The 25,165-nt window shown below is 66.8% G+C and carries 23 protein-coding genes; 14 read left to right on the forward strand and 9 right to left on the reverse strand.

Annotation, left to right across the window (positions count from 1 at the left end):
* Positions 1-30: 30 nt before the first annotated feature.
* Together dnaB and ABT137_RS11245 are read left to right on the forward strand one after the other, a co-directional pair.
* On the forward strand, positions 31-1,506 hold the full coding sequence (dnaB, locus tag ABT137_RS11240; protein WP_294011583.1) for a replicative DNA helicase: 1,476 nt from the start codon (positions 31-33) through the stop codon (positions 1,504-1,506).
* Between the two features lie 107 nt (positions 1,507-1,613).
* Positions 1,614-2,999: a serine hydrolase domain-containing protein gene (locus ABT137_RS11245; protein WP_351706005.1), complete on the forward strand. Its 1,386-nt coding sequence runs from the start codon at positions 1,614-1,616 to the stop codon at positions 2,997-2,999.
* 81 nt (positions 3,000-3,080) lie between these two features.
* Here the strand turns inward: ABT137_RS11245 and ABT137_RS11250 are convergent, their stop codons facing one another.
* The gene (locus ABT137_RS11250; protein WP_351706008.1) at positions 3,081-3,533 is read right to left on the reverse strand and encodes a GNAT family N-acetyltransferase; all 453 of its coding nucleotides are present in this window, start codon (positions 3,531-3,533) and stop codon (positions 3,081-3,083) included.
* A gap of 9 nt (positions 3,534-3,542) precedes the next feature.
* Positions 3,543-4,001, reverse strand: coding sequence for a MarR family winged helix-turn-helix transcriptional regulator (locus tag ABT137_RS11255; RefSeq protein WP_351706011.1), 459 nt, complete (start codon positions 3,999-4,001; stop codon positions 3,543-3,545).
* A gap of 142 nt (positions 4,002-4,143) precedes the next feature.
* Here ABT137_RS11255 and ABT137_RS11260 point away from each other — a divergent pair, with 142 nt between their 5' ends.
* Together ABT137_RS11260 and ABT137_RS11265 are read left to right on the forward strand one after the other, a co-directional pair.
* The gene (locus tag ABT137_RS11260) at positions 4,144-5,352 is read left to right on the forward strand and encodes an MFS transporter (protein WP_351706014.1); all 1,209 of its coding nucleotides are present in this window, start codon (positions 4,144-4,146) and stop codon (positions 5,350-5,352) included.
* Positions 5,353-5,397: 45 nt separating this feature from the next.
* Positions 5,398-5,817, forward strand: a complete 420-nt coding sequence (locus tag ABT137_RS11265) for a GlcG/HbpS family heme-binding protein (protein WP_351706017.1) — start codon at positions 5,398-5,400, stop codon at positions 5,815-5,817.
* Positions 5,818-5,885: 68 nt separating this feature from the next.
* On the opposite strand, the gene ABT137_RS11270 is transcribed toward ABT137_RS11265, so the two are convergent.
* The gene (locus ABT137_RS11270; RefSeq protein ID WP_351706020.1) at positions 5,886-6,752 is read right to left on the reverse strand and encodes a GNAT family N-acetyltransferase; all 867 of its coding nucleotides are present in this window, start codon (positions 6,750-6,752) and stop codon (positions 5,886-5,888) included.
* 193 nt (positions 6,753-6,945) lie between these two features.
* Here ABT137_RS11270 and ABT137_RS11275 point away from each other — a divergent pair, with 193 nt between their 5' ends.
* Together ABT137_RS11275 and ABT137_RS11280 are read left to right on the forward strand one after the other, a co-directional pair.
* Positions 6,946-7,578 (forward strand): HAD family hydrolase, encoded by a 633-nt coding sequence (locus ABT137_RS11275; protein ID WP_351706023.1) that lies wholly within the window; start codon positions 6,946-6,948, stop codon positions 7,576-7,578.
* A gap of 682 nt (positions 7,579-8,260) precedes the next feature.
* Complete coding sequence (locus ABT137_RS11280) at positions 8,261-9,343, forward strand: globin domain-containing protein (RefSeq protein ID WP_351706026.1); 1,083 nt, start codon at positions 8,261-8,263, stop codon at positions 9,341-9,343.
* Positions 9,344-9,347: 4 nt separating this feature from the next.
* On the opposite strand, the gene ABT137_RS11285 is transcribed toward ABT137_RS11280, so the two are convergent.
* The 5 genes from ABT137_RS11285 to ABT137_RS11305 all read right to left on the reverse strand — a co-directional run bounded on the left by ABT137_RS11285 (position 9,348) and on the right by ABT137_RS11305 (position 13,106).
* Positions 9,348-9,830 (reverse strand): NUDIX domain-containing protein, encoded by a 483-nt coding sequence (locus ABT137_RS11285; protein ID WP_294011603.1) that lies wholly within the window; start codon positions 9,828-9,830, stop codon positions 9,348-9,350.
* Positions 9,831-9,916: 86 nt separating this feature from the next.
* On the reverse strand, positions 9,917-10,822 hold the full coding sequence (locus tag ABT137_RS11290) for a LysR family transcriptional regulator (RefSeq protein ID WP_351706029.1): 906 nt from the start codon (positions 10,820-10,822) through the stop codon (positions 9,917-9,919).
* 229 nt (positions 10,823-11,051) lie between these two features.
* Positions 11,052-12,182: a cystathionine gamma-lyase gene (locus ABT137_RS11295; RefSeq protein ID WP_351706032.1), complete on the reverse strand. Its 1,131-nt coding sequence runs from the start codon at positions 12,180-12,182 to the stop codon at positions 11,052-11,054.
* Complete coding sequence (locus ABT137_RS11300) at positions 12,179-12,721, reverse strand: low molecular weight protein-tyrosine-phosphatase (RefSeq protein ID WP_351706035.1); 543 nt, start codon at positions 12,719-12,721, stop codon at positions 12,179-12,181. The genes ABT137_RS11295 and ABT137_RS11300 overlap by 4 nt, the downstream gene beginning before the upstream one ends.
* A 7-nt stretch (positions 12,722-12,728) precedes the next feature.
* Positions 12,729-13,106, reverse strand: coding sequence for a phage holin family protein (locus ABT137_RS11305; protein ID WP_351706038.1), 378 nt, complete (start codon positions 13,104-13,106; stop codon positions 12,729-12,731).
* Between the two features lie 59 nt (positions 13,107-13,165).
* Between ABT137_RS11305 and ABT137_RS11310 the strand changes: the two genes are divergently transcribed.
* The 4 genes from ABT137_RS11310 (at position 13,166) to ABT137_RS11325 (ending at position 15,397) form a co-directional block, all read left to right on the forward strand.
* The gene (locus ABT137_RS11310; protein WP_351706041.1) at positions 13,166-13,483 is read left to right on the forward strand and encodes a cupin domain-containing protein; all 318 of its coding nucleotides are present in this window, start codon (positions 13,166-13,168) and stop codon (positions 13,481-13,483) included.
* 165 nt (positions 13,484-13,648) lie between these two features.
* Positions 13,649-13,861, forward strand: coding sequence for a DUF5326 family protein (locus ABT137_RS11315; RefSeq protein ID WP_351706044.1), 213 nt, complete (start codon positions 13,649-13,651; stop codon positions 13,859-13,861).
* Between the two features lie 274 nt (positions 13,862-14,135).
* On the forward strand, positions 14,136-14,861 hold the full coding sequence (locus ABT137_RS11320; RefSeq protein WP_351706047.1) for an IclR family transcriptional regulator: 726 nt from the start codon (positions 14,136-14,138) through the stop codon (positions 14,859-14,861).
* Positions 14,862-14,959: 98 nt separating this feature from the next.
* Positions 14,960-15,397: an SsgA family sporulation/cell division regulator gene (locus ABT137_RS11325; RefSeq protein ID WP_351706050.1), complete on the forward strand. Its 438-nt coding sequence runs from the start codon at positions 14,960-14,962 to the stop codon at positions 15,395-15,397.
* Between the two features lie 167 nt (positions 15,398-15,564).
* On the opposite strand, the gene ABT137_RS11330 is transcribed toward ABT137_RS11325, so the two are convergent.
* Complete coding sequence (locus ABT137_RS11330; protein WP_351706053.1) at positions 15,565-17,163, reverse strand: YibE/F family protein; 1,599 nt, start codon at positions 17,161-17,163, stop codon at positions 15,565-15,567.
* A gap of 241 nt (positions 17,164-17,404) precedes the next feature.
* Between ABT137_RS11330 and thiC the strand changes: the two genes are divergently transcribed.
* From thiC to ABT137_RS11350, 4 genes are all read left to right on the forward strand, one after another.
* Positions 17,405-19,225 carry a phosphomethylpyrimidine synthase ThiC gene (gene thiC, locus ABT137_RS11335; RefSeq protein ID WP_351706056.1) on the forward strand — a complete coding sequence of 607 codons (1,821 nt, stop codon included), beginning with the start codon at positions 17,405-17,407 and terminating at the stop codon, positions 19,223-19,225.
* Positions 19,226-19,320: 95 nt separating this feature from the next.
* Entirely contained in the window at positions 19,321-20,697 is a 1,377-nt protein-coding gene (locus tag ABT137_RS11340) for a VWA domain-containing protein (RefSeq protein WP_351706059.1), read from the forward strand.
* Between the two features lie 44 nt (positions 20,698-20,741).
* Positions 20,742-20,888 (forward strand): hypothetical protein, encoded by a 147-nt coding sequence (locus tag ABT137_RS11345; protein ID WP_351706062.1) that lies wholly within the window; start codon positions 20,742-20,744, stop codon positions 20,886-20,888.
* A gap of 429 nt (positions 20,889-21,317) precedes the next feature.
* The gene (locus tag ABT137_RS11350; RefSeq protein ID WP_351706065.1) at positions 21,318-25,145 is read left to right on the forward strand and encodes an NACHT domain-containing protein; all 3,828 of its coding nucleotides are present in this window, start codon (positions 21,318-21,320) and stop codon (positions 25,143-25,145) included.
* Positions 25,146-25,165 lie beyond the last annotated feature (20 nt).

Genomic DNA, 25,165 nt, shown 5'->3' on the forward strand with positions numbered 1-25,165 from the left:
TCCGCGGTGCGGACGGGAGGAGGTGGCTCGGTGAGCATTTCCGAGCCCTTGGACGATCCGTGGGCCGACGCCGGTCCGGGTGATCGTCTGCCCGCCTCCCGCCGACGGGACGAGGGCGGTCGCGGCCGGGACGACCGGCACGACCGGGGCCGGGACAGCGGAGACTGGGACGGCGGGGGCGCCACCTTCGAGCGGGTTCCCCCACAGGACCTGGACGCCGAGCAGTCCGTGCTCGGCGGCATGCTGCTCTCCAAGGACGCCATCGCCGACGTCGTCGAGATCCTCAAGGGCCACGACTTCTACAAGCCCGCGCACGAGACGATCTACCAGGCGATCCTCGACGTCTATGCGAAGGGCGAGCCGGCCGACCCCATCACCATCGCTGCCGAGCTCACCAAACGCGGCGAGATCAACAAGGTCGGCGGCGCCTCCTATCTGCACACCCTCGTCCAGACGGTGCCGACGGCGGCGAACGCCGAGTACTACGCGGAGATCGTCCATGAGCGGGCGGTGCTGCGCCGTCTGGTCGAGGCGGGCACCCGCATCACGCAGATGGGATACGCGGCCGACGGCGACATCGACGAGATCGTCAACAGCGCCCAGGCCGAGATCTACGCCGTCACCGAGCAGCGGACCAGTGAGGACTACCTGCCGCTCGGCGACATCATGGAGGGCGCTCTCGACGAGATCGAGGCGATCGGCTCCCGCACCGGCGAGATGACCGGCGTGCCCACCGGTTTCACCGACCTGGACTCGCTCACCAACGGCCTGCACCCCGGCCAGATGATCGTCATCGCCGCGCGTCCCGCCATGGGCAAGTCCACCCTCGCGCTGGACTTCGCACGCGCCGCGTCGATCAAGCACAACCTCCCGAGCGTCATCTTCTCCCTCGAAATGGGCCGCAACGAGATCGCGATGCGTCTGCTGTCCGCCGAGGCCCGGGTCGCCCTGCACCACATGCGCTCCGGCACGATGACCGACGAGGACTGGACCCGGCTGGCCCGCCGGATGCCCGACGTCTCGGCCGCGCCGCTCTACATCGACGACTCCCCGAACCTGTCGATGATGGAAATCCGCGCCAAGTGCCGTCGGCTGAAGCAGCGCAACGACATCAAGCTCGTAATCATCGACTATCTCCAGCTGATGCAGTCCGGCGGCAAGCGGTCCGAGAGCCGTCAGCAGGAAGTGTCGGACATGTCGCGAAACCTCAAGCTGCTGGCCAAGGAGCTGGAGGTTCCGGTGATCGCGCTGTCACAGCTCAACCGTGGTCCCGAGCAACGCACGGACAAGAAGCCGATGGTGTCCGACCTGCGTGAGTCCGGCTCCATCGAGCAGGACGCCGACATGGTCATCCTGCTCCACCGTGAGGACGCCTACGAGAAGGAGTCGCCCCGCGCGGGCGAGGCGGACATCATCGTCGGCAAGCACCGAAACGGCCCGACGGCGACGATCACCGTGGCCTTCCAGGGCCACTACTCCCGCTTCGTGGACATGGCGCAGACCTGATCCGAGCCGGGACGGCGCAGACCTGATCCGAGCCGGGACGGCACCGACGTGATCCGTGCCGGCGAAATGGACTCGACGACGGTGCGCCCACCAGGTGGACTGGGCGCATGACCACATTCCAGGAAGAGCTGCTCCCCGCCACCCGGCGGGCGCTGCTGCATCGGATCGCCGTGGCCCAGTCCGAAGGCCGGGCGCCGTCACTGGTGGCGGCGGTCGTGCGAGGCGGGCGGGCCGTCTGGCACGGGGCGCGGACCTCGGTGGACGGGCATGGGCCGGACGAGAACGTGCAGTACCGGATCGGCTCGATCACCAAGACGTTCACGGCCGTTCTGGTGCTCCGGCTGCGCGACGAGGGGCTGCTCGACCTCGGCGACCCGTTGGAGAAACATCTGCCGGGCACCGGCGCGGGGGAGGCGAACATCGCCGAACTCCTCGCGCACACCGGCGGCTTGGCGGCCGAGTCCCCGGCACCCTGGTGGGAGCGCACCCCGGGCTCACTGCGGCCGGAACTCAGCGACGTGCTCGGTGAGCAGCCCCTCCTGCATCCCGTCGGCCGCCGTCACCACTACTCCAACCCCGGTTACACCCTGCTCGGCGCGCTGGTCGAGGAACTCCGCGGTGCCCCCTGGGAGGAGGTACTGCGGCGGGAGGTGCTCGAGCCTCTGGGCCTCGACCGCACGAGCGCCCAGCCGCAGGCGCCGCACGCGGGTGGCTGGGCGGTGCATCCCTGGGCCGACGCCCTGCTGCCGGAGCCGCTGGAGGACCTCGGGCGGATGGCGCCGGCCGGGCAGCTCTGGTCGACCACCGGCGACCTGGCCCGCTTCGCGGTGTTCCTGGCGGCCGGGGACGACCGTGTGCTGAGCGCCGAGTCGGTGCGGGAGATGCGCACCCCGGCAGCCCCCGCGGAGCCCGCCGACGTACTGGACGGTGCCACCTACGGCCTTGGCCTGCAGATCCAGCGCCGTGAGGGCAGGCTGCTCGTCGGGCACTCCGGCTCGCTGCCCGGCTTCCTGGCCAACCTCACGATCAGCGTGGACGACGACGTCGCGGCCGTGGTGCTGGCGAACTGCACCTCCGGCCCACTGCTGTCCGTCACCGGTGCCGACCTCGTCCGTATCGTCGCGGAGGCCGAGCCGCGCATCCCCGAGCCATGGCGCCCTCTGACACAGGTCGAGCCGTCCGTCCTGGAGTTGGCAGGCCCCTGGTACTGGGGAACACATGCCTTCGTGCTGCGGGTGTCGGCCGACGGGCTTGTCTCACTGGGGCCGCTGACCGGCGCCGGCCGCCGAGCCCGTTTCCGCTCCAACGGCGACGGCACCTGGACCGGCCTGGAGGGCTATTACGCCGGAGAGCTGCTACGGCCCGTACGGCGCCCGGACGGCACCATGAGCCACCTGGACCTCGGATCGTTCGTGTTCACACGCCAGCCGTACGACGAGACGGCTCCCGTGCCCGGTGGGGTGGACCCCGAGGGATGGCGGGGGATCGGTTAGCGGACAAGAAGGCGGGGGCGGTGTTTCACGTGAAACACCGCCCCCGCCCGCATGCTCCGCTCGGCTGTGAGTCGCCGGGGTTCAGATTTCGAGCTTGAAGCCTGTGTGCGAGGCGGTGAAACCGAGCCGCTCGTAGAAGCGATGAGCGTCGACCCGTGACGTGTCCGAGGTCAGCTGGACCAGCTGGCAGCCCTGGCGGCGGGATTCGTCGATGGCCCACTCGATGAACCGGGTGCCCAGCCCGCTGCCGCGCTCGTCGGCGTGGATACGCACGCCTTCGATGATCGACCGGGTGGCACCGCGCCTCGACAGCCCGGGAATGACCGTGAGTTGGAGTGTGCCGACGATGCGCCCTTCGCGGACGGCGACGACCAACTGCTGGTTGGGATCGGCACTGAGTCGTTCCAGAGCGCTCAGATAGGGCGCCAGGTCGTCCGGTGTCTCCCGCCGGGCGCCCAGCGGGTCGTCGGCGAGCATGCCGACGATGGCCGGGACGTCGTCGGCGACCGCGGTGCGTATGTCAAGGTCTCCCATACCCGCAGCCTATGCGGGCACGTGCAGCGACTCCACGGCCCGGACCAGGGGAGCCAGATCCGGGTTTCTGGCCGCCCCGTCGAGGGCCTCGCGCAGCGCCGTGTCGTTGGTGGGGCGAGCCTCTTCCAGCAGTCGCAGGCCTGCCTCGGTGACGTTGGTGTAGATGCCACGCCGGTCGGTCGGGCAGAGGTAGCGCTCCAGGAGGCCTCGGTCCTCCAGGCGCGTGACCAGCCGGGTGGTGGCGCTCTGGCTGAGGACGACCGCGTCGGCGACCTGCTTCATCTGCAGATGGCCCCCTTCGCCGTCGTGCTGCCGGCTGAGCACGTCGAGCAGGGAGTACTCGCGCACGCTCAGGTCGTGCTTGGTCTGAAGGGCGCGCTCGATGTGCGCCTCGATCCTCCCGTGGAGCAGGGAGAGGGCGCACCAGCCCTGGGCTAGGGCGGTGAGCGCGGGGTCCGTCGCTGTCATTGGCGTTTTCCTCCGTCCCGGAGCGGCTGAACCCAGGATAGAGCAGGCCCGCAATATCCCTCGCTTGCATATAGCCCGCGTCTGCAATTATTGTGAACGCACGCAAAGCGCACCTGCAATCGTCTGGGAAGGTCGTACCTCCATGCCTCTCGCGCTTCTGGCCCTCGCGATCGGGGCCTTCGGAATCGGAACGACCGAATTCGGGATCATGGGCTTGCTGCCCGAGGTCGCGGGTGACTTCGGGGTCTCCATCCCGACCGCCGGCCTGCTCGTCACCGGCTACGCGCTCGGTGTGGTGATCGGTGCCCCGCTGATGACCGTGCTGGGCACGAGGGTTCCCCGCAAGCGGATGCTGATGCTGCTGATGGGCTTCTTCATCGCCGGCAACCTGCTGACCGCCGTGGCCCCCGTCTTCGCCGTCATGCTGATCGGCCGGGTGGTCGCCTCCCTCGCCCACGGCGCCTTCTTCGGCATCGGCTCGGTCGTGGCGGCCGAGCTGGTTGCACCGAGCAAGAAGGCAGGGGCCATCGCGATGATGTTCACCGGCCTCACCGTCGCCAACGTCATCGGCGTCCCGCTGGGCACCCTCGTGGGGCAGCACGCCGGCTGGCGCGTCACCTTCGGCATCGTCGCCGCCCTCGGCGTCGTCGGCCTGGCCGGTATCGCCAAGCTGGTCCCCGAGCTGCCCAAGCCGCAGGGCGTGCACCTGCGGCACGAGCTGGCCGCCTTCAAGAACACTCAGGTCCTGCTCGCCATGGCGATGACCGTCCTCGGCTTCGGCGGGGTCTTCGCGGCCATCACCTACATCGCGCCGATGATGACCCATGTCACCGGTTTCGCCGACGGCTCCGTCACCTGGCTGCTGGTCCTCTTCGGCCTCGGCATGGTCGGCGGCAACCTGATCGGCGGCAAGTTCGCCGACCGCGCCCTGATGCCCATGCTGTATGTGTCCCTGGGCGCCCTGGCGGTCGTCCTCGCCCTCTTCCCGCTCACCGCGCACAGCAAGATCGCGGCCGCTGTGACCGTCGCCCTGATCGGTGCCCTGGGCTTCGCCACCGTCCCGCCGCTCCAGAAGCGCGTCCTGGACCAGGCGCACGGCGCTCCCACCCTGGCCTCGGCCGTGAACATCGGCGCCTTCAACCTCGGCAACGCCCTGTCCGCCTGGCTCGGCGGCATCGTGATCGCCGCGGGCTTCGGCTACACCTCACCCAACTGGGTCGGCGCCGCCCTCGCCGCGGCCGCCCTCGTCCTCGCCTTCCTGTCGGCCGCGCTGGAGCGCCGCGACAGCGCCCCGAGCGCGGTGGTCGCCGCCGGCACGCCCGCAGGACAGCGGGCGTCGGTTCACCACTGACCGCCCGCATCTCTCACCGCACGTCAGCACCATCCAAGGAGAACCATGAGCACCACCACCGTCGCCCCGCTCACCACTCAGGACGCCGAGCTCCTGATCGCCGAGGCCGGTCGCGCGGCCGAGGCAGCCGGGGTCACCGTCAGCGTCACCGTCCTGGACGCCGGGGGCCATCTGCTGGCCTTCCGGCGGGACGACCGCGCCGTGCTGATCTCCGGCGAGACCAGCACCCGCAAGGCCTACACGGCGCTCCAGCTGAACACCCCCACCGCCGACCTCGTAGACGCCGTCCAGCCCGGCGGCCTCTTCCACACCCTGCCCACGGCGCTCGACAGGCCGCTGCTGTTCATCGCCGGTGGTGTCCCCGTCCGGCGTGACGGCCGGCTCATCGGGGCGATCGGTGTCGGCGGCGGTGCGCCCGACCAGGACCACGGCTTCGCCTCCGCCGCGGCATCGGCACTCGCCTGACAGCCCCCTGCTCGACGGCGAACGCCGGCTCCCTCAGGGAGCCGGCGTTCGCCGTGGTCGAAGGCTTCTCAGCCCGCGGCGACCGTCAGCGGCGCGAACCGCCGTGTCCAGTCCCCCGGTGACTCCGTGATTCCGTAGGTCATCACCGAGTTCATGGCGACGGAGGCCAGCCCGCGGTCCTTCGCCCAGGCCAGCAGTTCCTCGTGCCGGATGTCGATGTCGGTACGGAGCGGGCGGTCGGTGTGGGCGGCGAGCGAGGCGATCAGGGACTTCGCCGTCTCCGTGTCGCGGGCGATCAGCGGCCCCACGACATGCGTGTCCATGTTGGGCCAGGCGGCCGCGTATCCGACGATCCGCCCGTCGTCCACGGCGACGCGCAGCAGGTCCGAGAACGCGGGCAGCCGGGTGATGAGGAGGGTGCGGTCGACGCCGAACACCTCCTCGTCCAGCCGGAGGATGGAACCGAGGTCCTCGGCGGTGGCCGCCCGGGTCACCACCCGCGGCTCGGACCCGCCCGGCGTGAAGGGTCCGGAGAGCATCTCCGAACGTCCCGTGACCTTGAATCCCAGCTCCTCGTAGAGCGGCCGGCCGTACGGCGTCGCATACAGGGTCAGCGGAGTCGTTCCCATCGCCGAGACGATGTGCCGCATCAGCCGGCGCCCGATGCCCCGGCGGGCATGTCGTTCGGCGACCAGGACCATGCCCACCGCGCCGAGATGCGGGCGTTCCCTCGGGCCGTACTCCGTGATGACACAGGCGGCGACCAGGCCTCCTCCGGGGTCGTCGATCCCGTATCCCTTCCCGGCCGTGAGGAGCAAGCGCCACTTGTGTTCCTCACGGGGCCACCCCCGATCCTCGGACAAGTCGGCGCAGGCGCTGAGATCGCGTGGCGTCAGTCGGCGAATGGGCAGAGGGGCGTCGGAAGGAGTTGACACGCAGGTCAGGCTTGCCGACCGACACCCACGGCGTCCACCTGTTTCAGGTAGGACGCACGCGCTTTTGGCCATGTCGTAGTCCACGGCCCAGCCTTTGGACAGGCGTGGGGCGTTTCACGTGAAACATCGCCGTATGGCCCCCGTGCGGTGCCGCACCAAGGAGCTCTGTGCGCTGCCCGTTAGCCTCGGGCCCATGGCGAGACTTCACCTCTTCGATCTCGACGGCACTCTGCTGCACGGCACCTCCGCACCCGTCGAGATATCCCGTCAACTCGGTCTGGAAGCAGAGACCATGGAGCTTGATCGGGCGATTTCGGCGGGACGGATAGATCCGCCGGAGTACGCGGCGCGGGTGTACACCCTCTGGGCCGATCTGACCGAAGCACATGTGACGGCGGCCTTCGACGGTGCGCCGTGGCTGGCCCGTATCCGTGACGTCTGGGCCGAGATCAGGGGAGCGGGGGACTACTGCGCGGTGGTCTCGCTCTCGCCCTCGTTCTTCGTGGAACGTCTGCTGGACTGGGGAGCCCATGCGGCTTTCGGATCCCGCTTCCCGGCGGTGCCGTTCGTCGAACCGGTGGATCCGGCGGGAGTCCTCACTGCCGCGGCCAAGGTGACGATCGCGGACCGTCTGTGCGAGCAGTTCGGGGTCGGTCGGGCGGACTGCGTCGCCTACGGCGACTCGATGTCGGACAGGGACCTGTTCGGCGCGGTTCCGGTGTCCGTGGCGGTCAATGCGGACGGACATCTCGCCGGTCTCGCGACGTACTCCTACACGGGCCGGGATCTATGGGGTGCCTATGAATTGGCGTGCGGCGCCCGGTAATTGAGGGAACCGATGGTTCGCCCGTTGCCAGTTTCACGGGGGAGACAGGGGGGACTTGTGCGCGCGGCGACGGCCGGTAGGGTCGACTCCGGTTAACGTCCGGGGCAGGACGCTCCCGGCAGGAGCGGTTGCGGTCCATGTCACACTCTCGCCTTACTTGTCCGTACACGGGGGAATCGCGGGTTGAATGTGGTCGTGTCGGCCACAGGGCCCGACCGGGGAGAGCTAGCCGTCAACGGGGGAAAGCAAGCACCTTCCGAGTGAAGTGCGCAGACCGACCGCAAGATGTTCGAGGCGAGGGCACACCATGGACGCTCCGACCACCACGTCGGCGGGCAACGACGGGGCCGGCGGAGGCAACTGGTTCACGTCCCACGACGGGCCCGCGGCCGACCCTTCCGCCGGGCCCCCGGGTGTGGCGCCGAGGGGCGGACAGGAACCGCCTCAGGGCCGCCCTCTCGTGCCTACAGAGCCCCGGGAGCGAATACGGCAGGCGGCGGAGCCGACGCGCCTTCAGGGAGCCGCTCAGGCCCCGTCCGCCGGACAGCACGCGGCACCCGGCCCCTTCGCTCCCGCGACCGGGCATCCTGCGCCCGGCTCTTTCGAACAGCGCGTCCCGCCACAGCGGAGCGCAGGGCAGCCGCGGGACGTCTCCCCGGACGCGATCCGTATCCGCGGCACCATGGCCGAGATAGGTCCGATCGCCGACAAGGTCACCTCGTACTTCTACGCACTGCTCTTCGTCCGCCACCCCGAACTGCGTTCGCTGTTCCCGGCCGCCATGGACACCCAGCGGGACCGGCTGCTGAAGGCGCTGCTCACCGCGGCCGAGCACATCGACAACCCGCCCGTCCTGGTCGAATACCTCCAGAACCTGGGCCGCGGCCACCGCAAGTACGGCACCCGGGCCGAGCACTACCCGGCCGTCGGCGAGTGCCTCATCGGCGCACTGAGCAAGTACGCCTCGGGTTGCTGGGATCCCGAGACGGAGGCGGCCTGGGTACGGACGTACACGACGATGTCCCAGGTGATGATCGACGCGGCGGCCACGGACGAACTGCGCGCACCGGCTTGGTGGCACGCGGAGATCGTCGCCCACGACCTCAGGACCGCGGACGTCGCGGTGCTCACGCTCCGCCCGGACCAGCCGTACCCCTTCCTCGCCGGGCAGTACGCGAGCCTGGAGACACCCTGGTGGCCACGGGTGTGGCGGCACTACTCCTTCGCCTCCGCGCCCCGCTCGGACGGCCTGCTCACGTTCCATGTGAAGGCCGTCCCGGCAGGCTGGGTCTCGAACTCGCTGGTGCACCGCGCCCGCCCCGGTGACGTCGTCCGCCTCGGCCCGGCCGGTGGTTCGATGACCGTCGACCACACACGGGACAACGGACTGCTCTGCCTGGGCGGCGGCACCGGCATCGCACCCATCAAGGCGATGGTCGAAGACATCGCCGAACGCGGCTCGCGCCGTCCGGTCGAGGTGTTCTACGGCGCCCGCACCGACCACGACCTGTACGACATCGACACGCTGCTTCGGCTCCAGCAGAGCCATCCCTGGCTCGCGGTCCGCGCGGTCGTCGACCAGCGGGCGCACCTCCAGCTCCCCGACGCCATCCGCGGCTACGGCCCGTGGATCGAGTACGACGCCTATCTCTCCGGCCCGCCCGGCATGATCCGCAACGGGATCACCGCGCTACGGGCCGCAGGCGTCCCCGCGCACCGCATCCGGCACGACTCGGTCGAGGAGCTGGTCGTCGTCGGCGACTGACCCGTCACCCGAGGTCGGGAGCGTGCATGGCCCGCACGCCCTCGATGTTGCCGTCCAGGTAGTGCCGCAGCGACAGCGGTACGAGATGGACGGAGGCGATCCCGACACGGGTGAAGGGGACACGCACGATCTCGTACTCACCGGCGGGTTCGTCGACTTCGGGGCCGTGCCGCAGGGCCGGGTCCATGGACTCCAGCCGGCAGACGAAGAAGTGCTGCACCTTCACACCGGTCGCGCTGCCGCTGTCACCGATGTGCTCCACGGTGTCCACGAAGCAGGGCACCACATCGGTGATCTTGGCGCCGAGCTCCTCGTCCACCTCGCGGTGCAGGGCGTCGACGACGGTGGTGTCCTCCGGTTCGACCCCGCCACCAGGCGTAACCCAGTAGGGATCGACACCGGGCTTGGTGCGCTTGATCAGAATCAGGTCGTCGCCGTCCAGGAGAACGGCACGGGCGGTGCGCTTGACCACGGGTCGGACGGTCATGGGAGAAATGTGGCCCAGCTGGTTCCACGTGAAACATAGCGAGGCGCCACCGCACGGCCGCATTGCGTCAACCCCGCAGAACGCGCTCAGCCCCAGTCCGCGGCCGCGTGCTGGAGCCACTCGTGCGCTCGTGCCACATGCGGCATGGCGAGCGTGCCGGTGCGCACCACAAGGAAGTACGTCCGCAGCGGAGGCACCGCGGGATCGTGCAGTGCCACGACCTCGCCGCGCTCCAGGGCGGCCGTGCACAGATACCGGGGCAGCACGGCGAGGCCGGCACCCGCGACCGCACAGGCGAGGACCGCGCGCAGATCCGGTACCACGACCGTGCCCGAGGCGGCCGGACGCGTGTCGAAGACGGAGCCCCAGTAGCGCGAGACGAACGGCAGCGACTCATGGACCTCGACGACCGGGAGGTTCTCCAGGGCGGCCGCGCCCTTGCCGCGTACCGTGCCGGCGCCGATCTCCTCGGCCCAGCGCGGAGCGGCGACCAGTACATGCTCCTCGTCGCAGAGCGCGGCGGCGGTGAGCAGGGCGCCGCGCGGCCGGATCGTACTGATGGCCAGGTCATGGTGGCCGGCGGACAGCCCTTCCAGGGTCTCCTCGGCGTTCCCGAACGAGGCACGCAGCGCGAAGCCCTGGCCGTCGTCCCCGGCGAGCTCCGCGAGAGCCGGGAGGGCGCGCTCGGCGGTGAACTCGGGCGGACCGGCGAGGTGCAGGGTACGCACCGAGGAGTCGTCGTCGAGACCGCGTTCCGCTATCTCCACGAGGGCGTCGAGATGCGGGGCAGCCTTGTGGGCGAGTTCGTCGCCGATGGTCGTGGGGGTCACCCCACGGGCCTGGCGCAGGAAGAGCGGTCGGCCCAGTTGCCGTTCCAGGGTCCGGATCTGGGAGGTCACGGCCGGCTGCGAGAGGCCGAGCAGCGCGGCGGCGCGGGTGAAGGAGCCGGCCCGGTGCACGGTGACGAAGGTGCGCAGCAAGGCCAGATCCATCGCACGCCCTCCCGTTCGGCCTGCCCTTTTCCGGCCCCCGGGCAGGCCCTCAACTATAAATAAGTCGATAGGTCTCTGTCGCTACAGTGATTGGACACTGACGCAGAGTCAACTAGCCTTGGTCGCGCGGTTCTTGGCGCGCGAGAACCGGGACGGTCCGAGCCACGAGGGGGGAGGCTCGGACCGTCCGTTATGCGTAGCCGGACCCGTGGGGACGTCCGTAATCCGGTCAGCGGTCCGACTCGTCGAGGGCGCGCAGCACATCGGCCACGAGATCTTCGGGATCCTCGGCCCCGACCGAGAGCCGGATGAACCCGTCCGGTACGTCGTCCCCGCCCCAGCGCCGCCGCCGCTCGGCCGTGGAACGCACCCCGCCGAAGCTCGTCGCGTCGTCGACCAGCCGCAGGGACTCGAGGAAACGCTCGGCACGCGCGCGCGTGGGCAGCGTGAAGGAGATCACCGAGCCGTAGCGGCGCATCTGCTGCGAGGCGATCTTGTGCGCGGGGTCGTCGGACAGCCCCGGGTAGCGCAGGGCGGTCACCTCGGGCCGCTCGCGCAGCGCCTCCGCGAGCAGCAGGGCGGTCGCGTTCTGCCGGTCCACCCGCAACTGGAGGGTGGCGAGGGAGCGATGGGCCAGCCAGGCTTCCATGGGCCCCGAGATCGCCCCGATGATCTTGCGCCAGCGGCGTACGGCGGCCATGGCCTCCGCGTCGCGCCCGGCGACGTACCCCAGCAGGACGTCCCCGTGGCCGGTGAGCTGCTTGGTGCCGCTGGCCATGGAGAAGTCGGCGCCCAGCGCCAGCGGCCGCTGGCCGAGCGGGGTGGCGAGGGTGTTGTCGACGGCGACCAGGGCGCCACGCGCGTGTGCCGCCTCGGCGAGCCGCCGGATGTCGCAGACGTCGAGCCCGGGGTTGCACGGCGACTCGATCAGCAGCAGCTTCGCGCCGTCCAGGACGTCGAGCTGGGCGTCGCCGGCGGTCGGCGCGGTGCGCACCTCGATGCCGTACGCCTCCAGCTGGGCACGGACCAGCGGCAGCACCTGGTAGCCGTCGGAGGGCAGCACGACCGCGTCCCCGGCGCGCAGCTGGGAGAAGAGCACCGCCGCGATGGCCGCCACGCCGGATGCGAACACCAGCGTCTCCACGCTCTCGCCGGGTGCCTCCAACTCGCCGATGGCCCGCTCCAGATGGGTCCAGGTCGGGTTCTCCTCGCGGCCATAGGCGTACGGCCCGCTCACCTCGCCGGGCAGATGGAAGTGCGCGGCGAAGACCGGCCCGGGCAGGGTCGGCTCGTTCTTGACCGGCTCGGGCAGCCCCGCGCGCACCGCGCGCGTGCCCTCGCCCATGGTCGCGTCGCTCATGCCGCTGTTCCCTCCACTTCGGCCCGTACCGCGGCGAGCAGACCCTCGCTCGCCGCCTCCACCATCTCAAGACACTCCTCGAAGCCGTCCAGACCGCCGTAGTACGGATCCGGTACGTCCAGGTCGTCACCGGCGGATTCAGAAGGTGCGTGCGAAGCACTCGTTGAGGGGCGGTGGTCGGGCGACGGGCGGGCGTACGAGCGCAGCAGCCGCACCTTGCGCGCGTCCTCCTCGGTGGGAGCGAGGCGGCGCAGGGACTTGAGGTGGCCGGAGTCGAGGGCGATCACGAGGTCGAGGCGGGCGAACCAGGACGCCTGGAACTGGCGGGCGGTGTGCTCGCTGTCGTAGCCGTGCTCCTCGAGGACACGGGCGGTGCGCGGGTCGGCGCCGTCGCCCTCGTGCCAGCCGCCGGTGCCGGCGCTGTCGGCCTCCACACGGTCGTCGAGCCCGGCCTCGGCCAGGCGGGCACGGAAGACGGATTCGGCCATCGGGGAGCGGCAGATGTTGCCGGTGCAGACGAAGCAGACGCGGTAGGTCATCGGGCGCTCAGTCCGAGTCGGGAAGGACCATGTTGAGGGCCCAGGACACGATCGAGATGATCAGACCGCCGAGGACGGCCGTCCAGAAGCCCTCGACGTGGAAGCTCAGGTCGAGCTTGTCGCACACCCACGACGTCAGCAGCAGCATCAGCGCGTTGACCACCAGGGTGATCAGGCCGAGCGTGAGGATGAACAGCGGGAAGGTCAGGATCTTCACGATCGGCTTGACCAGGAAGTTGACCAGGCCGAAGACCAGGGCGACCAGGATCAGCGTCCAGACCTTCTTGGCGGTGCTGTCGCCGGTCAGGGTGATCTTGTCGAGCAGCCATACGGCGACCGCCAGGGCGCCCGCGTTGGCGATCGTCTTGACTACGAAATTCTTCATGTGTCTGATCGTGACAGAAGAGATCGGATGCAAATAGTGATGCGAGGGCGACAACGGCGATGAAGGCATTCCGGCTGGACGAACTGGAGGCGGAGCGGGCCGCCAACGACGGGGCCTACCTGCAGTTCCTGCGGGAGCGGAACATGTCGGTCGGCCTCTACGCCCTCGACGCGGGCTCGCACGACCCGCAGCAGCCGCACAACCAGGACGAGGTCTACTTCGTCGTCAGCGGCCGTGCCGCGGTCACCGTGGGCATGGAGACCACGCAGGTGGCGCGGGGCAGCGTGGTGTACGTGCCGGCCGGGGTGGCCCACAAGTTCCATCACATCAGCGAGGATCTGCGGGTTCTGGTCGTCTTCTCTCCCCCCGAGGCCTGACCCCGGGCCTCGGGGTTCCCTAGGGGAAGGGTCAGGGGAGGACAAGGGATCCAGGGCCCCCGTACGACCCCTTCGCGGCTCTAGCATCGGGTGCAGGACATCGCATCGTGCGGGACGCACGAGACCGTACGTGCCGGAGCGCACGAGAAAGCGGAGGACAGGGCAATGCGAGAGATCTTCACGGGTCTGCCGTGGTGGGTGAAGTGGATCGCGGTGCCGGTCATCGCGCTGGTGGTGTTCGGCGGCCTGATCACGGCCGTGATCAGCTGGGTGGTCTTCCTGCTCTTCAAGCTGCTGATCTTCGTGGCCCTGGTCGGCGGACTGATCTACATCGTGCGGAAGTTCATATCGAACTCCTCGTCGAAGAGCGACTGGTGAGGACCGTGGGAATCGGTGGCCGGTAACAGGAGTCACCGGTTCCCTCGGGCGAGGGAAGTTTCCCTCACGGGCCGACCGGGAGCGGCGGTGGACGGTTAGAGTCGCTGACCCCCTCGCGCTCCGGGAGTGACCCTTGGCCACGCTTGACGCCACCTCCGCACCCACGGAACATCCCCCGCCCCCGACCCAACGCAGTTCCGGCTCACCCCCCGTACAGCGGCCGGCCTCCCCGGCCGATTCCGTACAGCCGCATTCGGCCACCCTCATCGGCTCCGTGCAGCGCGCGATGCGCCTGCTGGAGTGTGTTGCCGGACACGAGCACGGCGCACCCGCCAAGCAACTGGCCCGCGAGACCGGCCTCGCCCTGCCCACCGCCTACCACCTGCTGCGCACCCTGGTGCACGAGGGCTATCTGCGCCGTGACAAGGGGCTGTTCTTCCTCGGTGAGGCGGCGGAGCGGCTGAGCAGCAGCGGAGCGCAGCAGAAACGTCGCAGCGCGGTCGTCGACACCCTCGCCCACTGGCGGGATTCGATCGGTGTTCCCGTGTACTACGCCATGTACCGGGACGGCGAGATCGAGGTCATGAGCATCTCCGACTCCCCGGCCACCCCGGCGGTCGAGGAGTGGGCCGGCTTCCGCGAGACCGGGCACGCGCACGCCGTCGGCCAGTGTCTCCTCTCCCAGCTGGACGAGGACGTCCGCCGCGAGCACCTGAGCCGGTATCCCGTGCGGCCCCTCACCGCGTACACGGTCCGTGACGACCAGACGCTGCTGCGACGGCTGGAGCGGACGCGGCGGATGGAGCCGGTGGTGGAGCGCCAGGAGTACGCGCTGGGAACGGTGTGTGCGGCGATCCCCCTCACCGTCGGCACCACGGCCGCCACGATCGCCATTTCTCTCCCTCTCCACCAGGCCGACCGGCTGCTGCCCGCCGTCCGGCAGTTGCAGGCAGAAGTGGGCCGGCATCTGGGATCCCTGTCGATCGCTATCAGTATCTGAAAACTCACTCCTTGTGATCTCCCGTGTACGTTCAGCAAGATTTGACCACCATCAAGGGATAAATCCCGGCCAGTCGGTGTCATATGACGGGGTAGGCAATGCGCGAGTCCGTACAAGCAGAAGTCATGATGAGCTTTCTCGTCTCGGAGGAGCTCTCCTTCCGCATCCCCGTGGAGTTGCGCTACGAGACCTGTGATCCCTATGCCGTCCGGCTCACCTTCCATCTGCCCGGGGACGCTCCGGTGACCTGGGCCTTCGGCCGGGAGCTGCTGATCGACGGGGTGGGGCGGCCGTGCGGGGAGGGCGATGTGCACATCGCGCCCGCCGATTCCGAGGTGCTGGGCGAGGTGCTGATCCGGCTTCAGGTCGGCGGCGACCAGGCGGTGTTCCGGTCCTCCGCGCCCCCGCTGGTGGCCTTCCTCGACCGTACGGACAAGCTGGTGCCGCTCGGCCAGGAGGGCTCGCTCGCCGACTTCGACGCCCACCTCGACGAGGCCCTGGACCGCATCCTGGCCGAGGAACCAAGCGCCGGCTGAAGCGTTTACGGCACGGAGCCGCGCGCCGCTCGTCCGAACCGCGTGAGGACGCGCAGGAACGCTTCAGCGCTTCCCTGCGCGGCCCTTGCCGGAACGCTTCTCCTCACCGGCGCACCGTCCGCGCCCCCACCTCGTGGACGGCCTCCTCCCGGGCCGTCCACCGCGCCTCACCGCTTGCGGCGCCGCCCCCGCCCGCCGCGCGCCGCGGCCGACCCGGCAGGAGCGGTCTCCACGGACACGGCTGTCCCGGTGCCCGGCCGGTCGGCCGACACCACCAGGGCCGCGAGCAGCGTGGTGACCGGGACCGAGGCGACCAGACCGATCGAGCCGACCAGGGTGCGCACGATCTCCTCGGCCACCAACTCACTGTTGGCGACCGTGGCCACACTGCTCTGCGCGATCGAGAAGAGCAGCAGCAGGGGCAGCGCGGCGCCCGCGTAGGCCAGCACGAGGGTATTGACGACGGAGGCGATGTGGTCGCGGCCGATGCGGATGCCCGCCCGGTACAGCCCACGCCAGCCCATCGTCGGGTTGGCCTCGTGCAGCTCCCAGACGGCCGAGGTCTGGGTCACCGTCACGTCGTCCAGGACACCCAGCGAACCGATGATGACACCGGCCAGCAACAGGCCGCTCATGTCGATCGACGGGTACAGGCCGTGGATCAGGCCGGTGTTGTCGTCGGTGTTGCCGGTGAGCGCGGCCCAGTCGATGAACTCCGAGCCGAGCAGGCCGATCAGGCACAGTGAGACCAGCGTGCCGAGCACCGCCACCGAGGTCCGGGCCGACAGCCCGTGGCAGATGTACAGGGCGATCAGCATGATGGCGCTCGACCCGACCACCGCCATCAGCAGCGGATTCGAGCCCTGCAGGATCCCCGGCAGGATGAACATGGTCAGCACCAGGAAGCTGACGGCCAGCGCGACCAGCGCCATCACACCGCGCAGCCGGCCCACCACCACGACGGCGATCGCGAAGATCCCGGCCAGCAGCGCCATCGGGAACTTCCGGTTCACGTCGGTCACCGAGTACTGCAGGTCCTTGGGCGCGGAGGGCTCGTACGCGGCCACGACCTGCTCGCCCTCGTGCAACTGCCGCGACTGGTCGGGCTGCACGATCTCGGTGAAGGTACGGCCCTTGTCCTTGCCGGTGTCGACCCGGACCGTGGCCTTCTTGCAGGTGCTGTCCTCCTCCTTCGAGGAGGTGCCGTCGGCGGTGGAGGTGTCGCCGGTCGAGCCGCCGCCGGAGGCGTTGACCGACTTGCAGCTGACCGAGACGACCTTGGTGACCGTCGCCGCCTGCGTCTGGCGGTCGAAGCCGACGCCGGTGCGCTCGTGCGGCGGGGCACCGCCGGGCCACAGCACCACCAGGCCGACCACGACCGCGGCGGTGAAGGGGATGAGGATCGCCGCGATGACCTTGCGCAGATGCTTGGAGACGGGCGCGGCGGGTCCGTGGCTGTGCCCGTGCGAGTGGCCGTGACCGCCGCCGGGCCCGGAGCCGCCCTGGTCGGGGCCCGGAGCGGGCGAGTGGCCGTAGGCCTGGCCGTGTGGCGCGTGGCCATGGGCCTCACCGTGGCCGTGGGCATCGCCGTTGTCGTGGTGCTGGGCGTGGCTGAGGGCGTGCCCCTGGCCGTACTGCTCGCCCTGCCCGTGGATGTGTCCGTCACCGGCACCACGGCCCCCGTGGCCGGGTCCGCCGCCCTGCGGGGCGCCGTTGCCGCGCCGCGGGTCGGGGGGCGGATAGGGGTGCTGCTGTGTCGAGGTCACCGCCCGATCATCGCAAGAACGGCAGGGGCCCTCTGTTCACCGCGCCCGAATTGACGCTAGCGTGGAGGCACCTTTGCACACGCGGGAGCTCGGAGCACCGGGCTGAGAGGGCGCTGACCTCCGTATTCGCGATGTTTCACGTGGAACGAGTGATGTTTCACAGGAAACGCCGCCCGACGGAAGCCGCTGCGTCGACCGCTGAACCTGTTACCGGGTAATGCCGGCGTAGGGAGTAGGTCTCATGACCAACAAGGACGCACGCACGCCTGCCTTCAGCCAGGACGAACAGCCCATCGCGGGCGAAACGTCCCCGGAGGCCGGGAAGTCCATCGGCTGGCACAAGGGGTATGTCGCGGGCTCCCGCCCCGATCTGCGGGTGCCGGTCCGTCAGGTGCATCTCACCAACGGGCAGTCGGTGACGCTCTACGACACCTCGGGTCCGTACACCGATCCGCTCGTCGAGACCGACGTCCGCAGGGGCCTGCCGCCGCTGCGGGAGAACTGGATCGTCGCCCGCGGCGACACCGAGGAGTACGCGGGCCGGCCCGTCCGTCCCGAGGACGACGGAATCAAGCACACCTCGCCGCGTGGTGGCCTGCGCAACCTGGACGCGGTCTTCCCGGGCCGCCCGCGCCAGCCGCGCCGCAGCCGGGGAGGCGAGGCGGTGACGCAGCTCGCGTACGCCCGCCGGGGCGAGATCACCCCGGAGATGGAGTACGTGGCCATCCGCGAGAACGTCTCTCCCGAGGTGGTCCGCGAGGAGATCGCGGCGGGCAGGGCCGTACTGCCCGCCAACGTCAACCACCCGGAGATCGAGCCGATGATCATCGGCAAGCGGTTCCTGGTGAAGGTCAACGCCAACATCGGCAACTCCGCGGTCACCTCCTCCATCGAGGAGGAGGTCGAGAAGATGACCTGGGCGACCCGCTGGGGCGCCGACACGGTCATGGACCTCTCCACCGGCCGCAACATCCACACCACCCGCGAGTGGGTGCTGCGCAACTCCCCCGTCCCCATCGGCACGGTGCCGCTCTACCAGGCACTGGAGAAGGTCGACGGCAGGGCCGAGGAACTGACCTGGGAGATCTACAAGGACACGGTCGTCGAACAGGCCGAGCAGGGCGTGGACTACATGACCGTCCACGCGGGTGTGCGCCTGCCGTACGTGCCGCTCACGGCCAACCGCAAGACCGGCATCGTCTCGCGCGGCGGCTCGATCATGGCGGCCTGGTGCCTCGCGCACCACAAGGAGTCGTTCCTGTACGAGAACTTCGAGGAACTCTGCGAGATCCTCGCCGCCTACGACGTCACGTACTCACTGGGCGACGGGCTGCGCCCCGGCTCCATCGCGGACGCCAACGACGAGGCCCAGTTCGCGGAACTGCGCACACTCGGGGAACTCAACCGGATCGCCAAGCGTTTCGATGTACAGACCATGATCGAAGGCCCGGGCCACGTCCCGATGCACAAGATCAAGGAGAACATCGACCTTCAGCAGGAGATCTGCGATGAAGCTCCGTTCTATACGCTCGGCCCGCTGACCACGGACGTCGCGCCGGCGTACGACCACATCACCTCCGGCATCGGCGCCGCGATGATCGCCTGGTGGGGCACGGCGATGCTCTGCTACGTCACGCCGAAGGAGCACCTCGGCCTGCCCAACCGGGACGACGTCAAGACCGGCGTCATCACCTACAAGATCGCAGCCCACGCGGCCGACCTCGCCAAGGGCCACCCGGGCGCCCAGGAGTGGGACGACGCGCTGTCCGACGCCCGCTTCGAGTTCCGGTGGGAGGACCAGTTCAACCTCGCCCTCGACCCGGACACGGCCCGCGAGTTCCACGACGAGACGCTTCCGGCGGAGCCGGCGAAGACGGCCCACTTCTGCTCGATGTGCGGGCCGAAGTTCTGCTCGATGAAGATTAGCCAAAGCATCACAGAGCGGTTCGGTGGTGCGGCGGTTGAGGGGGCGTCACCCGAGGAGGTCGCGGAGGGGATGCTCCAGAAGTCGAAGGAGTTCGCGGCGAGCGGGAACCGGGTGTACCTGCCGATCGCGGACTGAGACCAGGGTTCGATGCCCCGGTCCTCCGGGGCATCGCTTCCCATGAGCCCTCATGGGGCTGCCCTTTGGCTCTCTTGGCTGTGCAGACTGACTCCATGACAGCGAGAGCACTGAGCAAGGGCGCTAACCTTCCCGTCGATTCTCCTGTGGTGCACGTCGAGATGGCTTGGTCCGAGGGACCCAGTGTGCCCGATGTCGACGCCTCAGCCTTGCTGCTCACGGCGGCCGGACGCGTTCGTGGCGATGGTGACTTCGTTTTCTACAACCAGCCACTACACGCGTCGAACGCCGTGACGCACCTGGGAAAACAGAGTGCCGCCGGAGTAATGACGGACACGGTCGAGGTGGACCTGAACTCGCTGGAGCCGGCCGTCGAGCGGGTCGTGTTGTGTGCGTCTGCCGACGGTGGGACGTTCGGTCAGGTGCCTGGGCTGGTCATGAGGCTCCTGGAAGCCGGGACGCGGATCGAAATCGCACGGTTCGGCATAGAGGCCGGGACGGAGACCGCGCTCATCGGTGGCGAGCTGTACCTGCGGGCGGGCCGGTGGAAGTTCCGCGCGGTCGGGCAGGGCTATGCCTCCGGTCTTACTGGGCTGGCAACCGATTTCGGGATCACCGTCGACGATGCCCCCTCGGGCATGTCCGCTGACTCGACGCCACCAGTTCCGGCACCGCCTGCCCCAGCCACGACACCTGTCGGCCCTCGCATCAGCAAGGGCGAGGAACGGCTGCCCGTGGACATGCGAAAGCGTCTGTCCCTGCGCAAGGAGCAGGTGGCGATCAGTCTGAGGAAGCATGGAGGAGCCGGGGTCACCGCACGCGTCATCCTGGTACTGGACGCTTCCGGTTCGATGTCCTTCCTTTACTCCAAGGGTGTCGTGAACGACGTGGTGGAGCGTATGGCGGCGGTTGCCGCACAGCTTGACGACGATGGAGAGATGCAAGCCTGGACGTTCGCTTCGAACGCCGCGCGACTCCCCGACTTGCGTCTGGGCGAGCTCCCCGAATGGCTGCGGCTGCACGTCAGGGTGGGACAGCTGAGCCTCTTCCGGCGCAGCAAGAAGCCGAGCAAGGGGCTGGAAGCCGGTCAGGTTGACATGCGGACGGTCGGCATCCAGAACGAAGAGCAGAAGGCGATCGCCCAAGTTCGCATGTATGTCCGGGAAAACTCGGCCGCTGTCCCTACCCTGGTGCTGTTCTTCTCCGACGGGGGCGTCTATCGCAACGCCGCGATCGAGCAAGAACTCCGGGATGCGGTCGAGGAACCCATCTTCTGGCAGTTCGTCGGGCTGGGCCGGTCCAACTACGGCGTGCTGGAGCGCTTCGACACCTTGCCGGGCCGCCGTGTCGACAACGTGGGATTCTTCGCCGTCGATGACATCGAAAAAGTCGCCGACCAGGAACTGTACGACCGGCTCCTGTCCGAGTTCCCGACGTGGATGACTGCCGCCGGCCAGGCGGGCATCCTCTGAGCCTGTCCTGCTTGCGGGCTATCTCAGGGGTTTGGTTGTCCTCGATGAAGATCAGCCAAAGCATCACAGAGCGGTTCGGCGGTGCGGCGGCCGAGGGAGCGTCATCCGAGGAGGCCGCGGAGGGGATGCTCCAGAAGTCGAAGGAGTTCGCGGCGAGCGGGAACCGGGTGTACCTGCCGATCGTGGACTGAGCTCCACTGCTGGCGGTCTGCACCTCGGAGTGGTCAAAAGCTGAGCCGGGGTGCGGTCCGCCTCACCTTGCGCGACGCAGGGAGGCTCAACGGCTGGAGCCAACGGTCTGGTGGGCGTACCACAAGCGCGCAGTCGGTCGCGGCGTGCTGGATGGTGAGCATCCGGGTCCTCCTGCATCGGCCGAGGGCTGTGTCCGCTCACTAGTGGAAGCGCGACCGCGTGACCTGGATCAAGCCGTTGTTCCTCTCACGGGCGGCAGCCGGCCGTAGGAACGAGGGCTTGACACATGTCAAGCCGTGTTCACAGACCCTTGCCGGACAGGACTGCGTCGCCAGGCGGAAGCGGTTGGGGCCGAGTACGGCACCTTGGTTGTGGATGTTCACCGAACCCAAGGACAAGGATCCCATCCTTACGCAAGTATGTGCAGTGTGAGCCGTTACGACCTGACCCGCATGGGCCCCCACGAGTTCCAGCGCCTTACTCAAGCACTTCTTCTTGCTGAGTTCGGATCACACATTCAGATACATGGGTTGGGCCCCGATGGTGGTAAAGACGCCAGTACCTACGATGACCTTCCGATTTCCCGGAATGGCAGTCCTTGGACCGGATACACCGTTTTCCAGATGAAACACAAGGAGGAACTAACAAGGCGAACTGCCGACGCTCAATGGCTCCTAAAGGAGACCAAGGCAGAAATAGCTGGATGGAAGGAAAGGGCTGAGCGGCCACGGCAACTACTGATCATCACGAATGTGGTTCTCACGCCCGCCCCTGGGGGCGGCGAAGAGCTCCTCAATGATTATCTTGACTCCGTTGCGGCCAGTGTTGGCCTCAGCGATTGGGATATCTGGCATGCTGAAAAGATCTGCCGACTCCTCGATTCCCATACGGCGGTGCGTCAGAAATACCTTGGCCTCGTCATGGGGGACTTGCTCGTAACCTTGAATGATATGCTTTTCGCAGAACAGATGGAGCTAGCTGATACTCTTTCAGGTCATCTTGCTAAAATGTTCAAGGCTGAGAGATATGCTCAACTTGATCAGGGCGGCGGTGTGGATGATCGCAAAGTACCCTTGGCCCGCGTCTTCGTAGACGTACCCTACCAAACTACCGATGAGGCGGAAGAATTTCTATTCTCCGAAGAAGGGTCGGGTCACACAGGGATTGCGAGTACTGCACACATTATTGGACTAGCAAATAACGGCGCTACGCCCCTAGATAGGCAAAATTCTCCTTCGCGCGGTAGATTCGTTCTTATTGGAGGGCCGGGTCAAGGGAAAAGTACGCTGGGCAGGTTTCTTTGTCAGATCTATCGGGCGGAACTCCTGAGTCGCCACGAATTTCTCTCCCTTCAAACGGAGATCAAGGCGGAAATTGAGCACACCCGCCACCTCTGCGCAGAGGAAGGAATTCCGCGACCTGCAAACCTTCGATTCCCCGTATTCGTTTCTCTGCCGAAGTTCGCCAACGCTTTGGCGGAGAATCCACGAACTTCACTCATCGCATTTATCGCTGAACGTATCGGCGATGGCTTTTCTGCAGCTAATGTGCACCGGTGGTTGCGCAAGTATCCTTGGCTATTGATTCTCGACGGACTTGATGAAGTTCCAGTGTCGGCAAATAGGGAAGCTATGCTGGAGGCGGTTAGCGCCTTCCACGACTCAGCTGACGCATGCGGGGCAGACCTAGTTGTTATCGCGACCAGTCGACCTCAAGGATACAAAGATGACTTCTCGTCATATTACCGGATGTCTCTTTCGGGACTAACCACAGATCAGGCGCTACGTTACTCGCGCCGGCTCACGTCCATCCGTCATGGCGACGGAAGCGAAAAGTCACTGGAGATAATGGGGCGCGTAGAGAAGGCGGCAAACACGACCGAGACCGCTCGCCTAATGACCACGCCGCTTCAGGTCACCATCTTGGTTCTACTACTTTCCAGGGCCAGTCAGGCCCCGAGCCAGAGGTATGCACTTTTCTCGAATTATTATCAGGTAATTTATGCCCGGGAGCTCGAAAAGGAAACGCCGAGTGCAAAAATCTTGGATAGGTACAGGAACTTTATCGACTTGCTGCATTGGCGAATTGGGTTGCGTCTGCAGTTTGAAGCAGCAAGGGCTTCCAATACAGAGGCATTCCTGTCTCGTGAAGAAGTAACTCTTGAACTTAAGGAGATGCTAGAGGACGAGGGGTATGAGGAGCCCGAGCGTTCTAATTTGGCAAATGACATCATGGATTCAGCCGCAGATCGTCTCGTATTCCTTGTCGCGAACACGGCTGAACGATTCGGGTTTGAACTTAGGAGTCTGCAGGAATTTTGTGCGGCGCAGGGGCTACTTGAGGGAGGTGACGAGGAAGTATATGAGCGCCTTGCAGCGATTTCCTGCAGTGACTACTGGCGAAACGTCTTCCAGTTGGCCAGTGGTGCTATATTTTCCAGCAACACCGCCCGACGGGACATGATCTTCTCTATATGTAATGAGCTTAACGCTGGTGACATTGCGGAGTTCCCAGGGTCGAGCGGGCCGTGTTTGGGTTCGCAGCTGGCAATCGACATCCTTGGCGATCGAATCGCCGATACCGCACCTCGCCATCAAAGGCTTCTCACGGACACTGCTGTTTCCATCATTTCCGTTCCGGTGCGAAATTCATGGTCGATGCTACCCGTGATGGGTGTAACTGATGCCACGTCACTTAAGAAAATCGACGCCGCTGTTGCTCAAGCTTCCGTGTCGTCAGACATATTCGAGCGCGCCGGGGCACTGGCGAATATGGCCTCCGCGGCAGAGCACGGCGTTGATAATTCACTAGAAGAACTTCTTTCCGCACTCTCCGCGGAAACTGACGAGCGACGAATCAAGATTCTTCAGATCGCTTTGAATGCCGATCCCGGTCGTTATGCCATGGCATGGGCTCTCGCGGATCAGTTGCCGAACTTTTCTCCAGCGGATTCGTCCAAATTCTTGGGGCACATGAGTGTCTCGGCATGGGTTGTGGAGCAAGAAGAACTTGGAGTGAGCCTGCGGCCTTCGGTTCGATTCATTTCAAAACTAAATCGACTCGTCCGTGATTTCAGATTCCCATTTGCTGCGCGGCGGCACCTTGAATTTAGGGTGTTTCCCATTCGCGCCTCGGATGGTGATTCAGTCGAGGATTACCTCCACTCAACTGCAGCCGACGCTGAACTAGCAGGTCCCATGGGTAGCTGGGAATTTTTGCGTCTAGCAGTGCTCTTCGCTGATGCCCCGACGCCAAATACTTGGGAAGCTGCGGTAAGCGCTCTGCTGCAGGCAGACGAGGAAGACGTCAAAGTTTGGTGGAACCGCCTGCCCTGGCCCTTGGCCCTCTGGTGGGAGACGGGGCAGCAGAATTTCCGTGCTACTGCGGAAGCTATTGCTAGTTGGCGAGCCGCGCAAGGGAACTGGGGAGAGGGAGATATCGTAGAAAAGCTAGCGATAGTGCAACCTGCACTTGTTCCGGAGGTTGTCGGAATTCCGGCAACCCTGATTCGCGCTCCTCAGCCCACGCGGACAATCGGTGGACCGGGAAATATCGAGGAAATAGCTGTGGAGCTCGCCAAAATGCCCAGAAACCGCTACTGGACTGCGCGAGTCACTTGGTGGTGGAATGTAGCTAACCGGTCTAGGCGCGGCGCAGACATAGTTGCTGGCCTCCCGGCGCAGGTTTCTGAAGCACTAGCGCGCTCGAAAGCGCTAGTCCCGACGGACATTATCCTTGCACTCGGCGCTAGTGGAGACCCGGAAGCAGTTAATCGTGCTGATCAAATAGCAAAATGGGCGCACAGTCTGAGTGTGGCTCCCGCAGTCACTGAGGAGTATAACGATTTCAAGGTTCAAGTTTTGCGGGAGTGGACGGCAGACCCCTCCAGGTGGGGACTCGCTCGCGCCCTAATTCGGCGCCCTCACTTTGAAATCCATAAGTCTTGGAGTGAAGTGAGAGGAGCAGAGGACGACGATGCTGGCTCCTTTATGAAGCTGCTAGTGGCATGGGGAGGTAGCTGGTGCGAAGAAGATGAGCATGAGATTGCTCAGTATCTATGTGATTGGGCGACAGGTCAGACTAAAGCGCCCATTAACTGCTTTGATAAGTTCATCAGTGGTCGAGGAGGTGCGAAGCTTGCCGAGATGTGCCGTAAGGCGCAGGATCGACGGTACGTGAACGTCGTTAGCATGCTATCGCATCGACATTCCTCAAGAATTGTCTCAATTCCACACCCTAGATTCCACGTCAGGTGATGTAAATGGCTTCATCCGTA

This window comes from Streptomyces sp. NPDC001980 (assembly GCF_040296885.1).
GTDB lineage: Bacteria > Actinomycetota > Actinomycetes > Streptomycetales > Streptomycetaceae > Streptomyces.